The following is a 21,062-nucleotide window of genomic DNA, read 5'->3' on the forward strand; positions in this document are numbered from 1 at the left end:
GCAATGCTAGGCAAAGGGTATGGCGAGAACCATAGTGATCTAAATGAGGGTCTACAGGGAATGCCTCGCCCCATCAAGCCACCCATAAGCAAAGAGACGAGGGAGCGGCGAACAGAGAACGAGCCCCCTCCCCTAACGAGCGTGGGCCTTGGCCTCCATTTGGGTCAGGGAGATGAACTGCTCGACCGAGAGCTGCTCGGGACGTAGAGAGAAAATATCCTGCCCATAACCATCATAGTCCGAACCAAAGACCCCACGCAGCGAATTGCGCAGCGTCTTGCGCCTCTGATTGAAGGCCGCCTTGATGATCCGCTTGAAGTGCTGCTCGCTACAACCCAAGTCTACTCGGCCATTGCGAACGAGCTTGATCACACCACTCTTGACCTTTGGGGGTGGGTTGAAGACATGTTCGTCCACTGTAAAGAGATACTCCACATCGTACCAAGCCTGTAGCAGCACGCTCAGGATGCCATAGTCCTTGTTGCCTGGAGGCGAAGCTAGGCGCATAGCGACCTCTCGCTGCAGCATCCCCGAGCAGACAGGGATGCGGTCTCGATGTTCCAAGAGCTTGAAAAAGATCTGGCTAGAAATGTTGTAGGGGTAATTGCCGATGAGTGCAAACTCGCCCTCGGGCATCATCTCATCGACAGACATCTCCAAGAAGTCCCCCGAAATGATGCGTCCCTCAAGCTGGGGATAATGCCGCTGGAGGTAAGCCACCGACTCTCGGTCAATCTCAATGACCCGAGTATCGTATCCCTTGGCCAGTAGATACTGGGTTAGCACCCCCATCCCCGGACCGATCTCTAGGACAGGTAGGTTCGGGTGCGTCTGCAGGGTATCGGCAATGCGCTCGGCGATGCTGAGGTCAGTGAGGAAGTGTTGGCCGAGGGCCTTCTTGGCTCTTACTTGGTTCATTTCAAGAGAAATCTTAGTATATTTGTTTCGTTTTGCGAAGCGAAAGTACGACAAATTCGCCGCATCATGCCTATATGTACATAACTAGGGTGTCCAGGCAGAGAGGCCATTACAATAGGCCCGAGCCGAGCCCCAAGCGATAAATGAGACTAAACGACAAAGCCAAGGCTCTGCTGCGTACCTTCGTCCCTCTGTTCCTGGGCGTGGGGCTCTTTTGGTTGCTCTACCGTAAGACGGATTTTGAGGCGATCAGGCAGGTAATTTACTCCGAGGTAAATTACCCCATTCTCTTGGCCAGCCTACTTTGGGGGGCTATGGCTAATATTGTGCGAGGATATCGCTGGAAGCTACTCGTAGACCCCATCGTCGATGACGGGGAGAGGCCTCGCCTACTGAACTCCGTACTCACCGTGCTGGGTTCATATACCGTTAATATGGGTATCCCGAGGGCGGGCGAGCTGTGGCGATGTGCCGAATTCAAACGCTACGAGACCTTATCCTTCTCGGCCCTTTTAGGCACGCTCATCACCGACCGCCTGATGGACGTCTTCGTGCTGCTGGTGATCCTAGCAGTGGTGATCCTGACCAATCTCGGCTTCTTCGTCGACTTCTTCGAGGCCAATACCTCGGCTTTACATGGTCTACGGAGCATCCTAGGTTCGGTTTGGCTCTATATCTTCATCGCTGTATCTTTGGCAGCAGTACTCTACATACTGCTGCACATACGCCGCCGCCCCGATGGTCGTATTGCTCTCTCGCTCAAGACTGTACTACGAGGCCTGGGGAGTATTCGAGCCATGGAGCAGCGCAAGCTCTTCCTCTTCTATACGCTGCTAATTTGGCTGGGTTACTTCGGCTTCTTCTATACGACTTTCTACGCCTTCAGCTTCACCCAATCTCTGAGCCTAGGCGTGGGGATCATCGCCTTTACGATGAGTGTGATGACGGTCGTAGCCCCTGTACAGGCAGGCCTAGGCCCTTGGCATTTCATGGTGATCACCACCCTAGTGGCCTTCGGGGTCAGTCGGACAGATGCCTCGGCCTTCGCCCTGATCGTGCACACGACACAGACGCTCTGGATCACACTGGTAGGTCTGGTAGCGATCCTCATCCTCCCCCTAGTCAATCGGCACTACAAGAGGAGGCTATATGCAGACATAACAGCAACCCCTCACAATACAAGCAACAACTAAGATCTCAAAACTATGGCTAGCGAAATCAAAACCCTTGCCCCCGAACTCGTGTGGGGCTTCTTCTACGACCTCACTCAGATCCCTAGGCCTACGGGACATACCCAGGCCTCGCAGGAGTATGTACTCAGCGTAGCCGAACGCCTGGGCCTGGTGGCCAAGCGGGATAATGTAGGTAACATCCTCATCACCAAGCCTGCCACAGAGGGCATGCAGGACAAACCCACCATTACCCTACAGGCCCACCTGGACATGGTACCTCAGAAGAATAGTGCTACACAGCACGACTTCCTCACAGATCCGATCGATGCCTACATCGATGGTGAGTGGGTACGGGCTAGGGAGACTACCCTAGGAGCAGACAATGGCATCGGCGCAGCCTATGCCCTCGCCGTCCTAGCAAGCAAAGACATCAAGCATGGGCCTCTTGAGGCTCTCTTCACCATCGACGAGGAGGTCGGCATGGTCGGGGCCAACGGGCTACAGGCTGGCTTCAGCAAGGGCGACATCCTCATCAACCTCGACTCTGAGGAGGAGGGGCAGCTCTTCGTCGGCTGCGCAGGTGGCCTAGACGTGCGTGCAGTACTCGAGTATAAGGAGCAGGAGTATCAGCCCGAGAGGGAGGTAGCCGTACGGGTATCGCTCACTGGGCTCAAGGGTGGGCACTCAGGCATGGATATCATCCTAGGTCGAGCCAATGCTAACAAGCTCATGATCCGCTTCCTCAAAGAGGCTGTATCGTACCATGGTGTGCGCCTCTCCAGCTTCGAAGGCGGATCGCTGCGCAATGCCATCCCACGAGAAGCCTTCGCCATCATTACCCTACCTGTGGAGGAGGCTGATGGTCTTTGGGAGCTGGCCTCTGACTACCTCGACATCTTCCGCAGTGAGTACCATGGCGTAGAGGACGGGATTCAGCTCACTCTCGAGAAGTGCGATATGCCTACTACCCTCGTACCCGAGGAGATACAGGATAGCGTCATCCATGCCATCGAGGGCTGTGTCAATGGGGTCATGTCCATGCTGACAGACTTCCCAGGGGTAGTAGAATCCTCAACCAATATGGCCCGAGTATCGCTATCGAACGGCTGCTTTGAGGCCATCTTCCTCGTACGCAGCTCGTCAGAGACACGCAAAGAGCAGGTCGCCTCAAGCATCGAGAGCATCATGACCCTATGCGGGGCAAGTGTAGAGTTCGCAGGGGGGTACAATGGATGGAATCCCAACATTAATTCGCCCATCCTCTCCACCCTGCAGAGGGCCTACACCGAGATCATGGGAGAGCCAGCAGGGGTACAGGTGATCCATGCGGGTCTAGAGTGTGGGATCATCCAGGGCGTTATGCCGGAGATGGATATGATCTCTATCGGGCCTGACATTCGCTCCCCTCACTCTCCAGACGAACGGGTACATATTGCCTCTGTAGCACGTACTTGGGAGGTACTCAAGCGTTGCCTCGAGTGCATCTAGCGCATAGGTACTCAGGAGACAAAACCGATATTATAGTACAAACCGACACGCTCCCCCGAGAGACTGGGCCGAGAGCGCATATTCAATCAAAATCAAGACATTATGAGCAAAACAGCTTATGTATTTCCTGGGCAGGGAGCCCAGTTCGTTGGTATGGGCAAGGATCTGTACGACAACTTCCCCAAAGCAGCCGAGCTCTTCGAGCGAGCAAACGAAATCTTAGGGTTTCGCATCACAGACATACTCTTCGCAGGGACGGATGAGGAGCTCAAGCAGACGAAGGTTACCCAGCCAGCAGTCTTCTTACACTCCGTTATCCGTGCGATCTGCCTAGGCGAAGAGTTCCGTCCAGACATGGTAGCAGGGCACTCTCTCGGAGAGTTCTCCGCCCTCGTGGCTGCGGGAGCATTGACCTTCGAGGATGGGCTTCGCCTAGTCTCTAAGCGTGCTCTAGCCATGCAAGCAGCCTGCGAACTCAAGCCCTCGACCATGGCCGCAGTACTTGGTCTGCCCGACGAGAAGGTCGTTGAGATCCTAGGCGAGATCAAGGACGAGGTAGTCGTAGCAGCCAACTTCAACTGTCCTGGCCAGCTGGTAATCTCTGGGACAGTCGAGGGTGTTGATCGTGCTTGCGAGCTTCTCAAAGCCGCTGGGGCTAAGAGAGCCCTTCGCCTAAATGTCGGAGGAGCTTTCCACTCACCTCTCATGGAGCCTGCTCGTGAGGAGCTGGCCAAGGCCATTGAGGAGACAACCTTCAGCAGACCCATATGCCCCATCTATCAGAACGTGCCCGCCGCTGCTGTACAAGAGCCTGAGCAGATCAAGGCAAACCTCATCGCTCAGCTGACAGCTCCCGTACGTTGGACAGAGAGCGTAGAGGCCATGATCGCCGACGGAGCCAACCGCTTCATCGAAGTAGGCCCAGGCAGTGTGCTTCAGGGACTAGTGAAAAAGATCAACAAGAATGTAGAGGCCGAGGGCAGACAGTAGGCTCTACTCCCAGCATCCATACCCGAGAGGGAGCAAGCCCGAAGAGCTCTATAGCCTCAGGACTGCTCCCTCTCTGATTTATCTCTCGATCTTCTCCTACCCATGCAGCTATTCCTATTTGTCTCTCGCCGCCTCTCCAGCACTACCAAGCAACAGGAGCAGAAGCAGTCCAGTGCCCCTCTCGTACGTCTCTCGATGCTCGGAGTAGCCCTGTCGGTCTGCGTCATGCTGGTCTCGGTAGCAGTCATCTTGGGCTTCAAGCGTCAGATCGGGCACTTTGCCTATAGTCAGACGGGGCATATCAGCCTTTGGGCCACAGGAGGAGCATGGCACGACCCCCAGTATCCCCTGCTGCTTACGCCTGAGATGCGAACAGTCCTAGAGCACAACCCAGGTGTTGCAGAGCTCCAGCCCCTAATCCAGCAGAAGGCCATGCTCAAGGATGAGGATGGCTTCACTGGTGTCGTGCTCTATGGTCTCGAGACAGGTTATCGCAACGAATACATTGCCTCGAGCATAACCCGAGGGTATATGCCCTCTTTCTCAGACAGAGACAGCGTCGAGCACCCGATAGTCCTGCCCAATCGCCTGGCCGAGGTCATGGGCTACGACCTAGGGAGCAAGGTCAGAGCCTACTTCCTAGGCGAGCGCATCCAGGTGCGGGTCTACGAAGTGGTAGGGATATACGAGTCGTCGGGGATAGAGCAGATGCCCGCTCTCTGCAAGGCCTCGAGCCTGAGACACCTGATGCGCTGGCAGGAGGGGATGTACAACCGACTCATGCTCTTCCTAGACGAGAGATCGGATGTGGGAGAGATCCTTACACGCATAGAGCGGTCATTCGAAGAGAATAGCGAGGCCCTGCGGGGGCAATCACTGGCCTATAATAGTGCCGAGGAGCTATTGCCAGATCTGTTTGGCTGGCTTGAGCTGATCGACTCTAATGTCTATGTTCTACTCACTCTGATGCTGATCGTGGCGAGCTTCACAATGATCACAGGGCTCATCATCATTGTGCTCGACAAGAGGCAGCAGATAGGCCTCTTGAAGGCCCTCGGGACAACGGATGTCCAGCTGCGCAAGATCTTCGCCCTCGTGGCAGCACGGCTACTCGTACGCTCCCTGCTCTGGGGTAACCTCATCGCCCTGGGGCTCTGCCTAGTACAGAAGTACACGAAGGTTATCCACCTAGATCCTAAAAACTACATGATGGATGCAGTGCCTATTGCACTCGATCCGCTAGCTTGGCTAGGGATCAATGTTGGGGCACTGGCACTTATCTTGTTAGCCGTATTGCTACCAACAATGATCATCTCTCGCATCTCCCCTGCCGAAGTGATGCGCATGGAATAGAGGTTACGAGGGAGAATACCTTACTCTCGGCCAACCTCTCCGAGCCACAGCGAGAGGCTGTCGAGCAGTACGGGGGCATTGCGTCGGATTAACCACGCACTGCGCAGGCTATAGCTTACAGGCAGGTCGAAGTCGAGCCCCTCGAAGAGCGGGCTATAATGCTTTGACTCTCGGTCGCTGCAGAGAGTATAGTCTATAGACCCAGCAGCAACCTTCATGATCAGCTGTTCAGTATCATAGAGAGGGTCGAAGTCCACTGAGATCTTCTCTCCAATCTCCTCAGAGAGATGATCGACGAAGATACGCCATCGGCTGCCCTTGGGCAGTACGATGGTTTTGTTTGCTAAATCTATCTGCCTGCGGATAAGCGTTGCACTATCTCTGCGCTGCACAAGGTGGAGGGGGCCCGAGAGCTGTTGCCGCACGAGACTAAAGAGCGTAGTATCGACCTCGGAGGTGCGGGTAATGGGTCGGGTAATCACGTCTACTCGCCCCTCGAGAAGCATCTGTAGGGCCTTGTCTCGATCATTCTCGAGGATCACCTCGACCTCAAGGCCTGACCGCTCAGAGAGCAGGCGGGCCAGGTCGTATGCGAGGGCAGTACCCACCTCGGCATCAGCCTCGAGGGTGTTATAAACGGCCTGCAAGCGGAGCCTACCCTCGCAGGCGATCTCGGCATAGTCTCGGCTCAGAGGGAGCTTGGGTTCATCCTCCCCTCGGGCCAGGATGCGTAGGTAATACATCGCCCCCAGCCCGACAGCGAGCAGAAGAAAATAAAGAGGGAGCAAACGATTGCGACGCATAGGCGTGGAGTTAGTTGTTTAGGTCGAAGACAATCCCCGCCTGGAAGTGCATAGGATTGTAGGGATAGCGGTGCAGGGAGAGGCGATCATTGTCCATGAAGGCCTCACCTAGATTATAGGCTCGAACGTAGAAACGAGCATTCTTAAGACGGAAGTTGGCGTATGCATTGAGCAGCGGAGCACCTCCACCGATCTGCATCTCCTGCTGAGAAATGAACTGCTGGATCGTCGGGGCATAGGTTGGGGCATAGTAAGCTGTATGCCAATAAGCCTGTGCCCCAAGATGAATGCGTAGCACTCCAAAGAGTAGAAAGTCTAGCCACATATCGCCCTCGGCAGCAAGAGTAGGCAGCGGGATAGCCTTCTCGTGCGTAGAGGTTTGATAGGCGGCCGAGAAAGCCCAATTGAGCGAACCAGCCTTGCCCGTATGGCCCATGCGTAGCATGATGACCTGAGCTAGATCATCTAGCTGCTGCACCTGCCTCGAGGCATCCCAATAGATATAGTTATTTAGCGTAGCCGTGCGGGCTTCAGCCCAGCTGCCCCAACTATCTAGGCTGACACGAGCACCAAGCTCGAGACGGCGAACAAACTGTAGCTCTCGCTCCCCCCACCACTCGTAGGTACCATGATGTCGGGAGGCAAAGTAAGAGGGTCGATGGTTGAGCAGGCGAGCATCCGCCCCGAGGGAGAAGGCCTTGCCCGCAATGCGAAAGCGAGTACGAATATCTCCCTCCAGGTGCAGAGCCCCAAGGTCTCGACCGAGGATACCGACCTCGCCTAGGGCGGAGAAATTGAGCCCCTCGCCCGAGGTGCGAGTCATCGTCCCTCCAGCAAAGGTGGAGAAGAAGCGATCAATCCTCCGGACGTGCCCTACTCGGTCATCGAACATCGAGACCGAATGGTTCTCATTGCGCAGATAGGCCGAAAGGCCAAACTTTACCCACGGGCGGAAGCCCTCAATGAGCGATAGAGAGAGGGTGTTACTCAGAGAGGTCATCTGCATCGAGTCCTGAGGCTGAATGTACGAAATCAGCTGCCCTGAGGCGGCATCCTCTCGCTCTCGGATAATAACAGCAGGGCCGAAGACTTTCTGCCACAGATCATCTTGACTACGAGCATAGAAGGAGCGGCTGCGCTTGTTGTAATAAATCGTATGCGTCAAGCTGCCCACGGGGACAAAGACAAGACTGTCAGGCTGCCCCTCCTTGGTCTTCCCATCAGCTTGCTTCTCGGCCTGCCTGGGCTCATTTTTGGGGCGATAGCTCCCCAGCTTGTAGCGGTGCATAGCATAGGCATGACCGCTACTAAGGGAGTTGATCAATCGATCCGAGGAGATCAGCACGGGAATGTCCCTCGAGCCAATGCGTACACGCCCATTGGTGTATTTGTCGGGGTTGCGCAGGTAGTCTAGGTCAGTTACCCCTCCATTCTCCGTCATGCGGTGGCGATCGTTGGCCACGTAGGCGTAGAGGTCGTATCGGTCTGAAGTGTAGCTGCCGAAGATGCGGTAACGGGTACTCTTGTTCTTGTTCGATTCGTAGAAGCCGAAAGCATTGGCTCGGTTGAAAGTCCCCCCTAAGTTAAGGTGCTTGCCAAGGTTCGTCGAGAGGGTCAGATCGAGGAGCTCCTCCAGTGTATCGTCAGCGAAGAGCATCTTCTGATAGCGAATGAAGGTGAAGGGGGACTTGGTATCATACCAACGAACCTCCTGAGGGTTGAAGAGCAAGCCTTGGAAGCCCGAGAAATAAACGAAGTCGGGCAAACGGACAGCTCGATCGAAGAAGATCTTACTCTGCCACGGGCTGTAGGTATTGCCCAGGTAGGCAACAGCCATCGAGCGACGCTCGGCAGAAGTGAAGCTATGCGTGCCTCTAGTTAGGGTGTCGGGCATCTCTACTTGCTTGACCTGTGCACTGATCGGGTGTATGCTGTAGGCCTTGAGTTTATCGCCACGAACGACTCGCTCTTCATCGCTGATGCGCTTCTCCTGCTTGACTTGATAAGCGGAAGGATCACTCTGTCCAAGAGCTGGAGAGAGAGAGAGAGCTGAGAGGCCCAGGCTTATTAGGATAGATCTCATGAATTTCATAATCGACACAAAGTTAATCTTATTCTCTCAGCCCTTATACACCCCGAGCACAGCTCTCTATGGCGGCAAGATCGCCCTCCCCTGATCAGAGAGGTCGCAAAGAGATCGAACTCTCGCTGATTGAGAAGATCAATCTAGTTTTTAGATCATATAAAAGGCTCTAAAGCTTTTAATAAAAAGCTTTAGAGCCTTAGTGGTCGATCACTCGCAAAGGGTGCGTGAGACCTTAAGAGCTATGAAGTAGCCGACCGAAGAAGTGAATGATTAGAAAATCGAGAGATCACCTATGCTAACATAGGGTCTACCCTCAACTACCCGGGTAGCCACGAGACGCAGCCTGCGGGCTAATATGCTCTTGGGCAAGATGATCTCAACTGGAATAGGATTGTTCCGAATATTAGAGAACTCTCCCTTGGCCACAAGCTCATCGTCAAGATAGAGCTCATACTGCTGTATATGGCCCGAGGCATCACGGGACTGATTGGGTGTGTATACTAGCTTCGAGATCGGGAGTGCTTCATCAAAATTAATAGCTAGCTCATGTGAATGGTTTGGCAATGTCACAGAAGAATAGCCATTACCATCGAAGAGGGCTCTCCGCTCCTTATCCCCAATGCCAATAACCTTAAATCGCTTAGCCGAATAGCCAAGGGGCAACTTCGTTGCGACACGCTGCTCCCCTCGGGTACCACGTGCCTCTACCTCCACCTGCAGCTGATCTCCTGGCAGGTGTACGGGCTGTGTATAGGCCTGCCAAGGGCCTGCATTCACTCGGTAAAACAGTTGCTGCTCGCCTCCAGAAGCCCGAGCGATCAGACGATCCTCTGCATCTCTCCAAGCCTTGGGGGCTTCAATAAGCTCGGGAGCTAGATAAGCTCCGATCTCGGCCAGGCAAACAGGGCCTCTCGCCTTGGTGATACGCAGGCGCAGGGCGTCGGTATCTACCGTATTGAAGCGGACAATGCGCTTGTAACCGATGGTCGTCAGACTATCCCTAGTCTCGATGGGGCTCCATGCCCCAGTGGCATCTGCCGTCTCGAGCTCGAAGGCATCGATACGCTGACCGAGGGGGATATACTCCTGTAGCATAATGTTATTGATAGCTGTACGCTTAGGTAGGCGGATCAAGACCTCGGCAGTGTGCACACCATCCACCGTAGCCCAATAAGTCTTGTCCGATCCATCGATGAGATGATCGGGGGCGAAGGTCTTGCCTCGACGACTATCCTTGGCCTCTACCCGAGCCCCCTGGACTAGATTGTTGGCGAAGGTACGCTGTAGATGCTCATACCAAGCGATGACATTGGTCGAGTCAGTTGCAGGGATCTTACCCTCGAGATCAATGGGGAAGTTTAGCAGCAGATTGGCATTGCGCCCGACACTCTCGTAATAGATATTGACTAGGTTGGCCACCGAACGTACCTGATGATCCTCACGATGGTGGTAGAACCAGCCTGGGCGAATGCTCACATCGACCTCGGCTGGCAGCCAGGTAGCACCATCCTGCATCCCCCACTGGTTGGCCGTATGATGCTTCTCTCGTTCGACGTCGTAGGCACAGTAGTTCGTTTGGCCGGCCCAACCTCGCTCATTGCCCACCCAACGGATCGTGGGTTCTGTCCCCCCAAAGATCATAATGTTAGGGTTGTTGGCCCGGAGAATATCCCCAGCATCATGGTAGCCATAGTAAGTCTTGGGATTGATGGATCGGGCCGAGTCCGCCCCACCATACCAACCAGTCCCCCCGTTGGCTCCGTCGAACCAATACTCGAACAGCTCCCCATACCCAGTGGCTAGTTCTCGGATCTGCTCGTGGAAGGTCTTACGATAGCCATCGAAGCCATAGTCCTTGTTGTTTCTATCCCAAGGACTAAGGTAGAGACCGAACTTGAGCCCATGTCTGCGGCAGGCCTCGCTAAGATCCTTGACGAGGTCCCCCTTACCACCCTTCCAGGGGCTTGCCTTGACTGAGTAATCAGTGGTCTTCGTGGGCCATAGGCAGAAGCCATCGTGATGCTTAGCGGTGAGGATAACACCCTTCATCCCAGCACGCTTGAGCGTGGTTACCCATTGCTCCACGTCAAGGATCTTGGGGTTGAAGGTCGATGCAGGTGTATTGCCGTAGCCCCACTCAAGGTCGTTGTAGGTATTCAGACCAAAGTGAATGAAGGCATAGGTCTCGAGACGATGCCAATCCACCTGAGCCTGTGTAGGCGTCGGGCCAAGCGGGGCTGGGGGGGCATCGGAAGAGCGGCTGAGGGTGGAGCAAGAGCCCAAGCCCAAGGCCAATGCCGTGCATAAGGCGATTTTCTTCATAGCGATATTACATGTAGTTGTACGAAATAGGATTATTCTCTAAAGAATGGCTCTCTCGGATGATCTCCGAGAGTACCGAAACGAAGTCCGAATTACTATTCAAGCAAGGAATATAGGTGAATTGCTCTCCGCCAGAGGCTAAGAACTCTTCCCGATACTCCACATCGATCTCATAGATGGTCTCGAGGCAATCGCAGACGAAGCCGGGACAAACAACGAGCACTCGCCTACAGCCCTCTCGGGGCAATGCCTTGATGCGCTCTGATAAATAGGGCTTGATCCACTCATGCCTCCCGAGACGAGACTGGTAGACGAGCTCCACTCGATCAGCTGGCAGAGCGAGATCTGCGCGTAGCAGTTCGAGAGTCGTCTCGCAGTGTAGGCGGTAGCAGCTCCATCGCTCGGCATGAGTATGCGGGCGGGTGTAGCAGTAATCTGTCTGCCCATTGTGCTGACGGCACACAGCACTCAAATGAGAGACTGGAATACCATGCAGTGAGACCAGGAGCTTATCGTAGGGCTGCTCGAGGTAGGGACGGATCTGCTCAGCAAGTACCCTGCGGTAGGCAGGATGAGCATAAAAGGGGGGGACTAAGCGAATATTCAGCCCAAGCCCCAAACGTCGATTGCGCTCTAGAGCATAGATAGCAGCCGTCTCGTAGCTCGAGCGGGTGTAATGCGGATAGAGTGGCAGGGCCATGACCTCCTCGACACCGAGATCGACGAGGGCTCTGAGGGCATCGTCCATCGAGGGAGAGCCATAGCGCATCCCCAGGGCAACGGGGCACTGCATTCTTTGGCTGAGCTCATAGGCAATGCTTGCCGAATGGCGCACGAGGGGGAAGGTCTCTGTCTCCTCCTCCCAAATACTACGATAGTTTGCGGCCGAATAGGCAGCACGCTGGGGGACAATAATCCCCTTGACGAGCAATGCTCTCCAAAAGTAGGGAATGCTGATCACCCGCTCGTCCATGAGGAATTGGGTAAGATAGGGCTTCACATCTTGCACCTCGGCAGAGGCCGGCGAGCCCAAATTGATCAGCAGTACAGCACGCTTATGCCCTTCTCCTGCAAGATATAGAGATCGGATATTCACGCTCATACGGTGGGTTCGTCGCCCTCCAAAGCATAGTCTTGGAAGAGGAAGTCGTTGTAAGGGAAGCGGGTAACATGTATCTCCCGCACACGATCATAGAGCAGCTGCTTGAGTTCGTCCAGGCCAACACTCTCCCGAGCTGAGATAAAGAGGCAATCGCCCTGCATCTTGGCCATCCAGGTCTCCTGTAGCTCTTGCATGCTGACATTACGGCGGGTGCGAGGGCTCAGATCGTCCTCATCCTTAGCCTCGAAAGTAAAAGCATCTACCTTGTTAAATATCAGTAGCATGGGCTTATCCTCCGAGCCGTTAATCTCTCGAAGCGTAGTATTGACAATATCAATCTGCTCCTCAAAGTTGGGGTGCGACACATCGACCACATGGAGCAGCAGATCCGCCTCTCGCACCTCGTCGAGCGTACTCTTGAAACTCTCAACCAACTCCGTAGGCAACTTACGAATGAAGCCCACAGTATCGGAGAGCAAGAAAGGGAGGTTGTGGACAATCACCTTGCGCACCGTGGTGTCTAGCGTAGCAAAGAGCTTGTTCTCGGCAAAGACCTCGCTCTTGGCCAGTACGTTCATCAGGGTCGATTTGCCTACGTTGGTGTAGCCGACTAGGGCGACACGTACCATCTTGCCTCTATTCTTTCGCTGCACAGACATCTGCTTGTCGATGGCCTTGAGCTCCTCCTTAAGGTGGGCAATGCGATCCTGAATGATGCGCTTGTCGGTCTCGAGCTGCGTCTCACCAGGACCACGCATCCCTACCCCACCTCGCTGACGCTCGAGGTGCGTCCACAGACGTGTCAGACGAGGGAGCATATAATGGTACTGAGCCAGCTCGACCTGCGTCTTGGCATAGGCTGTTTGGGCTCGAGAGGCAAATATATCCAGGATAAGGCTTGTGCGATCGAGGATCTTCACCTTGAGGGTCTGCTCTATATTGCGCAGCTGCTTGGGGCTGAGCTCATCGTCGAAGATCACGAGACCGATCTCATGCTCCTCGACATAGAGGCGGATCTCCTCTAGCTTCCCCTTACCCACAAAGGTTACGGGATGGGCAGCATCCAGCTTCTGAATAAACCGCTTAACGGGGCGTACGCCTGCGGTCTCGCTGAGGAAGTCCAGCTCGTCAAGATACTCCTTGACTTGCTCCTCAGTCTGTGTGCGAGTGATCAGGCCGACCAGTACGGCCTCCTCGCTCTTAACTTGTGTAATGATAAAGTCTTTCATCTGAGACAAAGATAATAATTCTCTTTATCTCCACTCACCCCACTCTACGAGGCTGGGCATAGAGGGGGCTTAGGCTTCTCGAGGGAGGCTTATCTCTCAAGCGATCCCTCGAGGATCATCCCTTCCGAGATGCTACGAAGTGTGCCCCATAACACATCGACTTAGCTCTCCGAAGGGAGGTCGATAGAGGTATCGAGATGGGTGCTTCAGAGATCTAAGGTGGATCGTACATGAGACCCAAGTAGGATCTCCATTGAGGCCTAAGTAGGATCGCACATGAGACTCAAATAGGATCTCCATTGAGGTCTAAGTAGGATCTCAATGGAGGCATAAATTGGTTCTCTGAGAAGGCTTCAACAGGGCTTCACAAGGGGAGTCAACAGGCTCTATCATCGAGGGTAAAGAGGACGGGAGTTAGCCTCCTATCTCCTCTTGACGATACCCAAAGGGAGGGTTTCGGCAGCAGACATCCAGGGATAAAAATTTCAAAAGTATGTAAGCATCATTAAGCTTACACAGAGGGCGATTATTATCCAATGGCAAGAATATCAAGCAAAAAGGCGAGGAGATCCAAGGCATGAGTATTTGCAAAAAAGTACTATCTTTGTATTCAGCTTAGACTTGAGTTCCCTAGGTAATCACTCCCCACAGGGAGCTTTCTAGAGGTGCAAGTTGCATAAAGACAGAGACGTTACGGTTATGAAGAAAAGAGTTGTACCCTCCATTGGCCTGAGCCTACTCATGGCTCTAGCACTCCTATTTTGGGTGCAGTACAGCTACTACACGAGCGTCATGAGCATGAGCCAGGAGCAGACCAAGCAACTGGCCAAAGAAGCCCTCAGCCAGGTGGCACAAGATCTAGAGCTACGAGAGCTCGTCCGCTACCTCAACCGAGAAACTCAGCTACCCACACGCAGCTTCTCGAACTGGTATGAAAAGAACCAAGGGGCTTCGCAGTTTTACCTCTTCGACAACGATATAGACCTAGACAGTATCCGATCACTCATCAGGCATGCCCACCCAGGGATCAATGCCGAGCAACAGGTGCTACAAGAGCTTGAGGCTGAGAATGTCTTGACCGAAGAGTTTCTAATCAACTACCTCAACCAGCGCAAGCAGCTAGATGTGCTCATGCTGCGTTACCTATACAATGGACAGAGGGATTACGACAGTATCCCTCGCCTGGTCAGTCCGAGGTTTCTACAGCAGCAGATCCGGGGGCACTTCGACGAAAAGGGGATTTGCGAACCCTATTACTTCACCCTACATGAGCCTCAGGGCAAGATGCTCTACGAGTATTTACCCGCAGGGATGCTTCGCTCAGACTTCAACCAAGCCAGTGTCGTAACCCAAAGGCTCTTCGTGCGCAACGAAGCTCCCAATGCCTTTACCCCTTTCATTCGGCTGCACCTCAACCTGAGGACGGGTCGAGAGGAGGTGCTCAAGATGGTGCTCCCTGGCATGATCTCGACCATCATCGTGGTGATTGCGGCGATCTTCTCGATCGTTCTCCTGATCAAGCAGGTGTCTTTCCAGCGGACTAAGAATAGCTTCATCAACAACATGACGCATGAGTTCAAGACGCCCGTCAGCTCAATCAACCTCGCTACTCAAATGCTCAAGGAGGAGACGAAGCGATGCGAGGGAAGTATGCGACAGCGTCAGCTCGTCTCCATCATAGACATGGAGATCAGACGCCTCAAGCTACTGATCGAGAAGGTACTCAACTTCTCTATCCTCGAGGGCAAACCAGGCAAGATGCCACTCAAGACCATCGACCTCAACGAGATCCTCCTCTCCTGTGCCGAGGTCTATACCCTGCACGCCCAACGGGACGGAGGCGACCTCAAGCTCAACCTCGAGGCCGACAACACCTGGGTCAAGGGCAACACAGTCCATCTGACCAATGCGTTCTTTAACCTGCTCGACAATGCGAGCAAGTACCGAAGCAAGGAGCACCCCCTGGAGCTCTCCATCTCCACCAGGAGCGATCAGGAGTACATCTATGTACAGATCCAAGACAATGGTATCGGGATCCCCAAGGAGAGCCTCAAGAAGATCTTCGACCGATACTACCGAGTGCCCACTGGGCATGTACATGACGTCAAGGGCTTCGGCCTAGGACTTGCCTACGTCAGCTCCGTCATCAAATCCCTCGAGGGGAGCATCCACGCCGAGCCTGTAAGCACCGGCGGGACGCGCATGTGCATCAAACTCCCTCTGACCCGGGAGGTATAGGAGACTTCGTTCCACAGCGAGACAACTAAAAACTTATCCAAGCAACCAAACATCAGATTAGAATAATGAACGAGCAACTTAGGATCCTCCTCTGCGAGGATGACGAAAACCTCGGGAACATCCTCCGAGAGCTACTAGCTTCCAAGGGCTTCTCTGTAGATCTTCACACCGATGGAGAGGCTGGGCGTAAGGCTTTCATGAGCCATACCTACGACCTTTGCCTGCTAGACATCATGATGCCTAAGCGTGATGGCCTCACGCTGGCCAAGGATATTCGCAGTGTCAATGCCGACGTCCCCATCATCTTCCTTACGGCCATGGGAATGAGAGAGAATGTACTCGAGGGCTTCCGTGCCGGAGCAGACGATTATATCACCAAGCCTTTCTCCCTAGAGGAGCTGATGCTACGCATAGAGGCTATCCTACGCCGCACACATAACCACATTGACCGTACCCCTGAGACCCAGGCAGTGTATCAGATAGGCAACTACACCTTCGACACCATGTCGCAACGTCTAACCATAGGCGATAGCTCGCAGCGTCTGACTACGAAGGAGAATGAGCTGCTTTCGCTCCTCTGCGCCTTCGCCAACCATACCCTAGAGCGTTCGCATGCCCTACAAGTCATTTGGGGCATCTCGGACGACAATGTCGATGCGGATCAGTCCTTCAGCCAAAGAAGCATGGACGTCTACGTAACCAAGCTGCGCCGCATGCTGCGCCAAGACCCAAGAGTGGAGATCAAGAACGTACACGGCAAGGGTTACAAACTAATTATTCCCAGCGAAGCTCACTAGCAAAAACGAGAGCTAAGCATACAAACAATATAGAGGGCTGGGTCTTGTAGGGTCAGATGATCGTACAAGTACTGGCCCTCTCTACTTTGCTCTGCGGACTATGTCATGACAGAGCGATAGCATCTATTTTGAATGAAAAAGAACAAGCAACACAAGACAAAACCTTCGGTATCGGCCAAGGAGCATAGCCCTAGAGGCAAACGCAGTGCCTTACTCCCTCATGAGAGGATTGAGCCCGTCCTTAGGACAGCTTTCGACCAAGAGCCAGATAAGATATTCAACTACAAACAGCTTTGTTACCTATTTGGCCCGACGACCATGGCCCAGAAGCGTCAAGTCGTGGAGGTACTTGAGCAGATGGCTCTATTCGGTCTCATCGAAGAGGTAGAGCTGGGACGCTATCGGGCCGCTAAGCAACGCAACGGGCGCAAGAAAGCTACGCAAGACGGAGTCTTCGTCTACCGCTCGGGGCGTGCGAGCTTCGTACCAGACGGCGGCGGCGAACCCATCGAGCTCTCAGAGCGAGCCTCGGGACAAGCCCTCGACGGAGACCGTGTGCGCGTCGCTCTGCGCAAGGGACGATCCGCCCGCCGCATCGAGGCAGAGGTCATCGAGATCCTCGAGCGCAGCACCTCGACCTATGTGGGTGTACTACAGATGAACCGAGGCTATGCCTTCTTCACCAGCGAACATAGAGGTCTCAGGCAGGATATATACATCCCGCAGGACAAGCTCAATGGGGCAAGCGACGGAGACAAAGTGCTCATCCGCCTCATGGGCTGGGAGGCAAAGAATAAGAACCCTCATGGTGAAGTCATCGACGTGCTCGGCAGACCAGGAGACAACAACACCGAGATGCATGCCATCCTTGCCGAATACGGCCTTCCCTACAGCTACCCCGAGAACGTGGAGGCAGCGGCTCGAGAACTCAGTGGCGAGATTACCGACGAGGCTCTCGCCTCTCGAGAGGACTTCCGCTCGGTATTCACCTGCACGATCGATCCCAAGGATGCCAAGGACTTCGACGATGCCCTCTCTCTACGCCAACTCGAGGGTGGAGAGGTGGAGGTCGGCGTACATATAGCCGACGTAAGCTACTTCGTACGCCCAGGTAGCATCATCGACGAAGAGGCTTATAAACGAGCAACCAGCATCTACTTGGTCGATCGCACGATACCGATGCTCCCCGAGCATCTCAGCAATGATCTCTGCTCACTAAGACCGCATGAGGATCGCTATGCCTACAGCTGCATCTTCACTCTCGATACCGATGCGCATATCCTCTCTAGCCGCATTGTCCGCACGATCATCCGTAGTGATCACCGCTTCACCTACGAGGAGGCTCAGCAGATCATAGAGACCTCCGAGGGTGAGTACTCGGAGAGCATCCTCGAGCTCAATCGTCTAGCACGCTTGCTTCGCTCGCGTAGGTTTGCTGCAGGGAGCATAGCCTTCGAACGCCCAGAGGTACGCTTCGAGATCGACGAGGCTGGTCGTCCTCTCTCTGTCTATATCAAGGAGAGCCAAGAGGCTCATCAGCTCATTGAAGAGTTCATGCTCCTGGCTAACCGAACCGTGGCCGAACGGATTGCTCAGGGGATCAAGCCTGGGGGCAAAGCTCCGACCTTCGTCTATCGGGTGCACGATCAGCCTGACGAGGCAAAGCTCGGCGATCTGTCCCAGTTCGTTCACCGCTTTGGCTTCCAACTACAGACCCAGGGAGGTATGCGCCAAGTGGCCCAAAGCTTGAATAGTCTTCTCGAGCGAAGCAAGGGAAGCCCAGCAGAGAATCTCATCTCGACTGTTGCCATTCGAGCCATGGCCAAAGCGAAGTACACAACGGAGAATATCGGGCACTATGGTCTCGCCTTCGACCATTACACCCACTTCACCTCGCCCATCAGACGCTACCCAGACCTAATGGTTCATCGCCTGCTGACCCACTACCTTATCGACTCGGGCAAGAGTGTCGATGCCGTCCTATATGAGGAGCAGTGTGAGCACTCGTCGGCTATGGAGCAACTGGCCGCTGCTGCTGAGAGGGCCTCGATTCGCTACAAGCAGGTGGAGTATATGAGCCGCTTCATCGGGCAAGAGTTCGACGGCGTCATCTCTGGCATGGCTGACTGGGGGATCTATGTAGAGCTCGAGGAGAATAAATGCGAGGGCATGATCCCGATGAGAGAGCTAGACGATGATTACTACGAGTATGACGAGAAGAACTTCGCTGTCGTAGGACGACATACTGGCCGACGCTTCACCCTCGGAGATCGTCTCCGCATCAAGGTCGCCCAGGCACAGCTAGAGCGCAAACTCCTCGACTTCTCCCTCGTCGAGGCCTATCGCTAAGCCTCTCGGCCGATAGGAGACACACCGCCCCGATGAGCTACATGGCTCATCGGGGCGGTGCGTTTCGTGGGGGCTATAAGTCGAGGGATAGTTCCCTTACGACGACAAAGCTATGCCTTTAGGAGGGCCTCCATCTCCTCTGTCTTCTCCTCGAGGCACTGGAGGTAGCGGAACTGTGCGCGTGTACGCTGCAAATTGTGCTCGGGGTGATGCACTCGGAAGTAAGTATCGCCATTGATATAGTCTGCCAAGAAGCGCACCGTCTGCATATAGGTCATCAGACGGCCACCGTAGGCGATGAGGCTACGCTCAGTCTCGTTGAGGAACTTACCAGCGGTAGAGAGATATCCCTCGACAAAAGCGCGATAGATCTTCATATTCACTCCGATCTTACTCAGATCTGGCTCATCCTCGGGAGCGAAATTAACCCCTGTACGGATGAAGTCCCCAACGTCGCTAAGGATAAAGCCAGGCATCACCGTATCCCAATCTACGACACAGAGCACACGTCCACCCTTGTCGAAGAGGACGTTGTCCACCTTCGTATCGCAGTGAATGGTACGCTTGGGCAGCTTACCCTCGGCGTAGAGACGCTCCTGAAGGCACATATCCTCTGCTCTGCGCTCGATCTCCTGCACGAGGTCTGCGACCGAAGCGGCACGCCCCATAGGATCGACAGAGAGAGCCTCACGCAGCTGACGTAGTCTAAAGGGCATACTATGAAAATCTACAATGGTGTCTCCCAGCACTCCCTCGGGGATGCTCGAGAGCATCTCCTCGAATTGTCCAAAGGCCTCACCAGCGTAGCGAGCAGACTCCTCCGTAAGCTCACACATACTCATGCTATCAGGGATGAAGCGACAGACACGCCAGTAGTTCTCTCCATCGAAATAGTAGTTCTTACCACTACCATCCCTCAGCGAATAGAAGTAGAGGTACTTGCGCTCTACATCTGGATCGCCCTCAGCCTCAAGACGCTGACGGATCGTGTCGCTCACGATGGCGACATTGCGCTGCAAGACTTCTACACGAGGGAATACGTGGTGGTTGATACGCTGTAAGATCCAACGCTCTCGTCCCTGAGTATCCGAGACAGCATAAGTGTCGTTGATGTGCCCATTGCCAAAGGAGCGATACGAACCAACCTCCTCCTCAGGAATGAACTGCCTAATAATATCTTTCATAATATGCTCTATATTGAGTGAATATGAGCGCAAATATAAGGCAAATCGCCTAAACAACCTAACCTGATACTACCCCCAAATAGATATAAAAGTTAAAGTATCCTGTCTGCTCATAACCAGTGTTTTTCGAGCGGACGAAGGGTATGATCATTGAAATATCTCTCCCTACTCTCCCTCCGGAGAAATAGGACAGAGACCTCCTGCCTGTCGTCAAATAAGGGCACAATAGGAATTTGGGGAATACCTCTATCGAGCCTCTATCTACACGTCGCCTGCGATCTTGTCTATACCCTCCATTGAGCCTCTATTTGAGCCTCTGACGAGATCCTATCTGAGCCTCGATCAAGGTCCTACTTAGACCTCGATGGAGATTCTATTTGAGTCTCTGCTGCGATCCTACTTAGACCTCATCTGCGATCTCATCTACACCTCAAAATAGGGCCTATAATCCCTCTTTATAAACACATTACAAACAAACCCACGAAAGTCCTATTAGAGTCCAAAGCTAGAGGCGAAAACCACGAGAATAGATAAGAAATGTACAAGACAGATAAAAGTCGTACCTTTGCACTAAGCAAGAGCCCTGGAACAAGGGCCATTAAATGAATATATAAGAAAATAATGATGAAAAGAATTGCATTGCTGCTGAGCCTATTACTCCTCTTCGTAGGGGGAGCAGTCGCTCAGAATAAGAACAAGAGTACAGGAGCAATCATCTCCTCCCCAGCTACAGACTTCGACTTCGGTATGATCAAGGAGGCCAACGGAAAGGTGTCTCACACCTTCACTATCAAGAATACGGGCTCTGCCCCACTGGTGATCGTCAATATTACCTCCTCCTGTGGCTGTACCGAGCCCGAATATAGCCGAGAGCCTATTGCCCCAGGCAAGGAGACCAAGATCAAGATTACCTTCGACCCAGCAGGACGCCCAGGGCCTTTCGTCAAGAATATTGCAGTCTACAGCAATGGCCGAGACGGAGCGTTCACCCTACGCATCAAGGGTAAGGTCGAGTAGGTAGCCCGAGACCT

General features: G+C 53.8%; 15 protein-coding genes. 8 read left to right on the top strand and 7 right to left on the bottom strand.

Annotated features, from left to right (window positions below):
* Positions 1 to 132: 132 nt before the first annotated feature.
* Complete coding sequence (gene rsmA, locus HQ37_RS00700; protein WP_036878868.1) at positions 133 to 918, bottom strand: 16S rRNA (adenine(1518)-N(6)/adenine(1519)-N(6))-dimethyltransferase RsmA; 786 nt, start codon at positions 916 to 918, stop codon at positions 133 to 135.
* A 143-nt stretch (positions 919 to 1,061) separates the two neighbouring features.
* On the opposite strand from rsmA, the gene HQ37_RS00705 reads away from it, so the two are divergent.
* The 4 genes from HQ37_RS00705 (at position 1,062) to HQ37_RS00720 (ending at position 5,921) form a co-directional block, all read left to right on the top strand.
* Positions 1,062 to 2,111, top strand: coding sequence for a lysylphosphatidylglycerol synthase transmembrane domain-containing protein (locus tag HQ37_RS00705; protein ID WP_052080654.1), 1,050 nt, complete (start codon positions 1,062 to 1,064; stop codon positions 2,109 to 2,111).
* Between the two features lie 12 nt (positions 2,112 to 2,123).
* Entirely contained in the window at positions 2,124 to 3,578 is a 1,455-nt protein-coding gene (locus HQ37_RS00710) for an aminoacyl-histidine dipeptidase (RefSeq protein WP_036878870.1), read from the top strand.
* A 102-nt stretch (positions 3,579 to 3,680) separates the two neighbouring features.
* Positions 3,681 to 4,568 carry an ACP S-malonyltransferase gene (fabD, locus tag HQ37_RS00715; RefSeq protein ID WP_036878872.1) on the top strand — a complete coding sequence of 296 codons (888 nt, stop codon included), beginning with the start codon at positions 3,681 to 3,683 and terminating at the stop codon, positions 4,566 to 4,568.
* Positions 4,569 to 4,670: 102 nt separating this feature from the next.
* Entirely contained in the window at positions 4,671 to 5,921 is a 1,251-nt protein-coding gene (locus tag HQ37_RS00720; protein WP_036878874.1) for an FtsX-like permease family protein, read from the top strand.
* Between the two features lie 20 nt (positions 5,922 to 5,941).
* Here HQ37_RS00720 and HQ37_RS00725 read toward each other — a convergent pair whose 3' ends face one another.
* From HQ37_RS00725 to hflX, 5 genes are all read right to left on the bottom strand, one after another.
* On the bottom strand, positions 5,942 to 6,724 hold the full coding sequence (locus HQ37_RS00725) for a transporter substrate-binding domain-containing protein (protein ID WP_036878876.1): 783 nt from the start codon (positions 6,722 to 6,724) through the stop codon (positions 5,942 to 5,944).
* Between the two features lie 10 nt (positions 6,725 to 6,734).
* The gene (locus HQ37_RS00730) at positions 6,735 to 8,807 is read right to left on the bottom strand and encodes a putative porin (RefSeq protein ID WP_235264608.1); all 2,073 of its coding nucleotides are present in this window, start codon (positions 8,805 to 8,807) and stop codon (positions 6,735 to 6,737) included.
* 273 nt (positions 8,808 to 9,080) lie between these two features.
* Positions 9,081 to 11,132 carry an alpha-L-fucosidase gene (locus HQ37_RS00735; protein WP_036878879.1) on the bottom strand — a complete coding sequence of 684 codons (2,052 nt, stop codon included), beginning with the start codon at positions 11,130 to 11,132 and terminating at the stop codon, positions 9,081 to 9,083.
* A 7-nt stretch (positions 11,133 to 11,139) separates the two neighbouring features.
* Complete coding sequence (locus HQ37_RS00740; RefSeq protein ID WP_052080655.1) at positions 11,140 to 12,234, bottom strand: ferrochelatase; 1,095 nt, start codon at positions 12,232 to 12,234, stop codon at positions 11,140 to 11,142.
* The gene (hflX, locus tag HQ37_RS00745; RefSeq protein WP_036878881.1) at positions 12,231 to 13,463 is read right to left on the bottom strand and encodes a GTPase HflX; all 1,233 of its coding nucleotides are present in this window, start codon (positions 13,461 to 13,463) and stop codon (positions 12,231 to 12,233) included. Before hflX ends, HQ37_RS00740 begins: the two co-directional genes overlap by 4 nt.
* 699 nt (positions 13,464 to 14,162) lie before the next feature.
* On the opposite strand from hflX, the gene HQ37_RS00750 reads away from it, so the two are divergent.
* The 3 genes from HQ37_RS00750 to rnr all read left to right on the top strand — a co-directional run bounded on the left by HQ37_RS00750 (position 14,163) and on the right by rnr (position 18,847).
* A complete protein-coding gene (locus HQ37_RS00750) occupies positions 14,163 to 15,701 on the top strand; it encodes a HAMP domain-containing sensor histidine kinase (protein ID WP_036878884.1) in 1,539 nt (512 codons plus the stop codon).
* Positions 15,702 to 15,766: 65 nt separating this feature from the next.
* Complete coding sequence (locus HQ37_RS00755; RefSeq protein ID WP_036878887.1) at positions 15,767 to 16,498, top strand: response regulator transcription factor; 732 nt, start codon at positions 15,767 to 15,769, stop codon at positions 16,496 to 16,498.
* Between the two features lie 132 nt (positions 16,499 to 16,630).
* Positions 16,631 to 18,847 (top strand): ribonuclease R, encoded by a 2,217-nt coding sequence (rnr, locus tag HQ37_RS00760; RefSeq protein WP_036878890.1) that lies wholly within the window; start codon positions 16,631 to 16,633, stop codon positions 18,845 to 18,847.
* Between the two features lie 110 nt (positions 18,848 to 18,957).
* On the opposite strand, the gene HQ37_RS00765 is transcribed toward rnr, so the two are convergent.
* A complete protein-coding gene (locus HQ37_RS00765) occupies positions 18,958 to 20,031 on the bottom strand; it encodes a phosphotransferase enzyme family protein (RefSeq protein WP_036878893.1) in 1,074 nt (357 codons plus the stop codon).
* A gap of 624 nt (positions 20,032 to 20,655) precedes the next feature.
* Between HQ37_RS00765 and HQ37_RS00770 the strand changes: the two genes are divergently transcribed.
* Positions 20,656 to 21,048, top strand: coding sequence for a DUF1573 domain-containing protein (locus HQ37_RS00770; protein ID WP_036878896.1), 393 nt, complete (start codon positions 20,656 to 20,658; stop codon positions 21,046 to 21,048).
* The last annotated feature ends 14 nt before the right edge of the window (positions 21,049 to 21,062 follow it).

The organism is Porphyromonas sp. COT-239 OH1446 (assembly GCF_000768875.1).
Lineage (GTDB): Bacteria > Bacteroidota > Bacteroidia > Bacteroidales > Porphyromonadaceae > Porphyromonas.

Excerpts from the sequence above, each read along its gene's own strand:
- rsmA (WP_036878868.1), bottom strand. The coding sequence starts at position 918 with ATGAACCAAGTAAGAGCCAAGAAGGCCCTCGGCCAACACTTCCTCACT.
- HQ37_RS00705 (WP_052080654.1), top strand. The coding sequence starts at position 1,062 with ATGAGACTAAACGACAAAGCCAAGGCTCTGCTGCGTACCTTCGTCCCT.
- HQ37_RS00710 (WP_036878870.1), top strand. The coding sequence starts at position 2,124 with ATGGCTAGCGAAATCAAAACCCTTGCCCCCGAACTCGTGTGGGGCTTC.
- fabD (WP_036878872.1), top strand. The coding sequence starts at position 3,681 with ATGAGCAAAACAGCTTATGTATTTCCTGGGCAGGGAGCCCAGTTCGTT.
- HQ37_RS00720 (WP_036878874.1), top strand. The coding sequence starts at position 4,671 with ATGCAGCTATTCCTATTTGTCTCTCGCCGCCTCTCCAGCACTACCAAG.
- HQ37_RS00725 (WP_036878876.1), bottom strand. The coding sequence starts at position 6,724 with ATGCGTCGCAATCGTTTGCTCCCTCTTTATTTTCTTCTGCTCGCTGTC.
- HQ37_RS00730 (WP_235264608.1), bottom strand. The coding sequence starts at position 8,807 with ATGAGATCTATCCTAATAAGCCTGGGCCTCTCAGCTCTCTCTCTCTCT.
- HQ37_RS00735 (WP_036878879.1), bottom strand. The coding sequence starts at position 11,132 with ATGAAGAAAATCGCCTTATGCACGGCATTGGCCTTGGGCTTGGGCTCT.
- HQ37_RS00740 (WP_052080655.1), bottom strand. The coding sequence starts at position 12,234 with ATGAGCGTGAATATCCGATCTCTATATCTTGCAGGAGAAGGGCATAAG.
- hflX (WP_036878881.1), bottom strand. The coding sequence starts at position 13,463 with ATGAAAGACTTTATCATTACACAAGTTAAGAGCGAGGAGGCCGTACTG.
- HQ37_RS00750 (WP_036878884.1), top strand. The coding sequence starts at position 14,163 with ATGAAGAAAAGAGTTGTACCCTCCATTGGCCTGAGCCTACTCATGGCT.
- HQ37_RS00755 (WP_036878887.1), top strand. The coding sequence starts at position 15,767 with ATGAACGAGCAACTTAGGATCCTCCTCTGCGAGGATGACGAAAACCTC.
- rnr (WP_036878890.1), top strand. The coding sequence starts at position 16,631 with ATGAAAAAGAACAAGCAACACAAGACAAAACCTTCGGTATCGGCCAAG.
- HQ37_RS00765 (WP_036878893.1), bottom strand. The coding sequence starts at position 20,031 with ATGAAAGATATTATTAGGCAGTTCATTCCTGAGGAGGAGGTTGGTTCG.
- HQ37_RS00770 (WP_036878896.1), top strand. The coding sequence starts at position 20,656 with ATGAAAAGAATTGCATTGCTGCTGAGCCTATTACTCCTCTTCGTAGGG.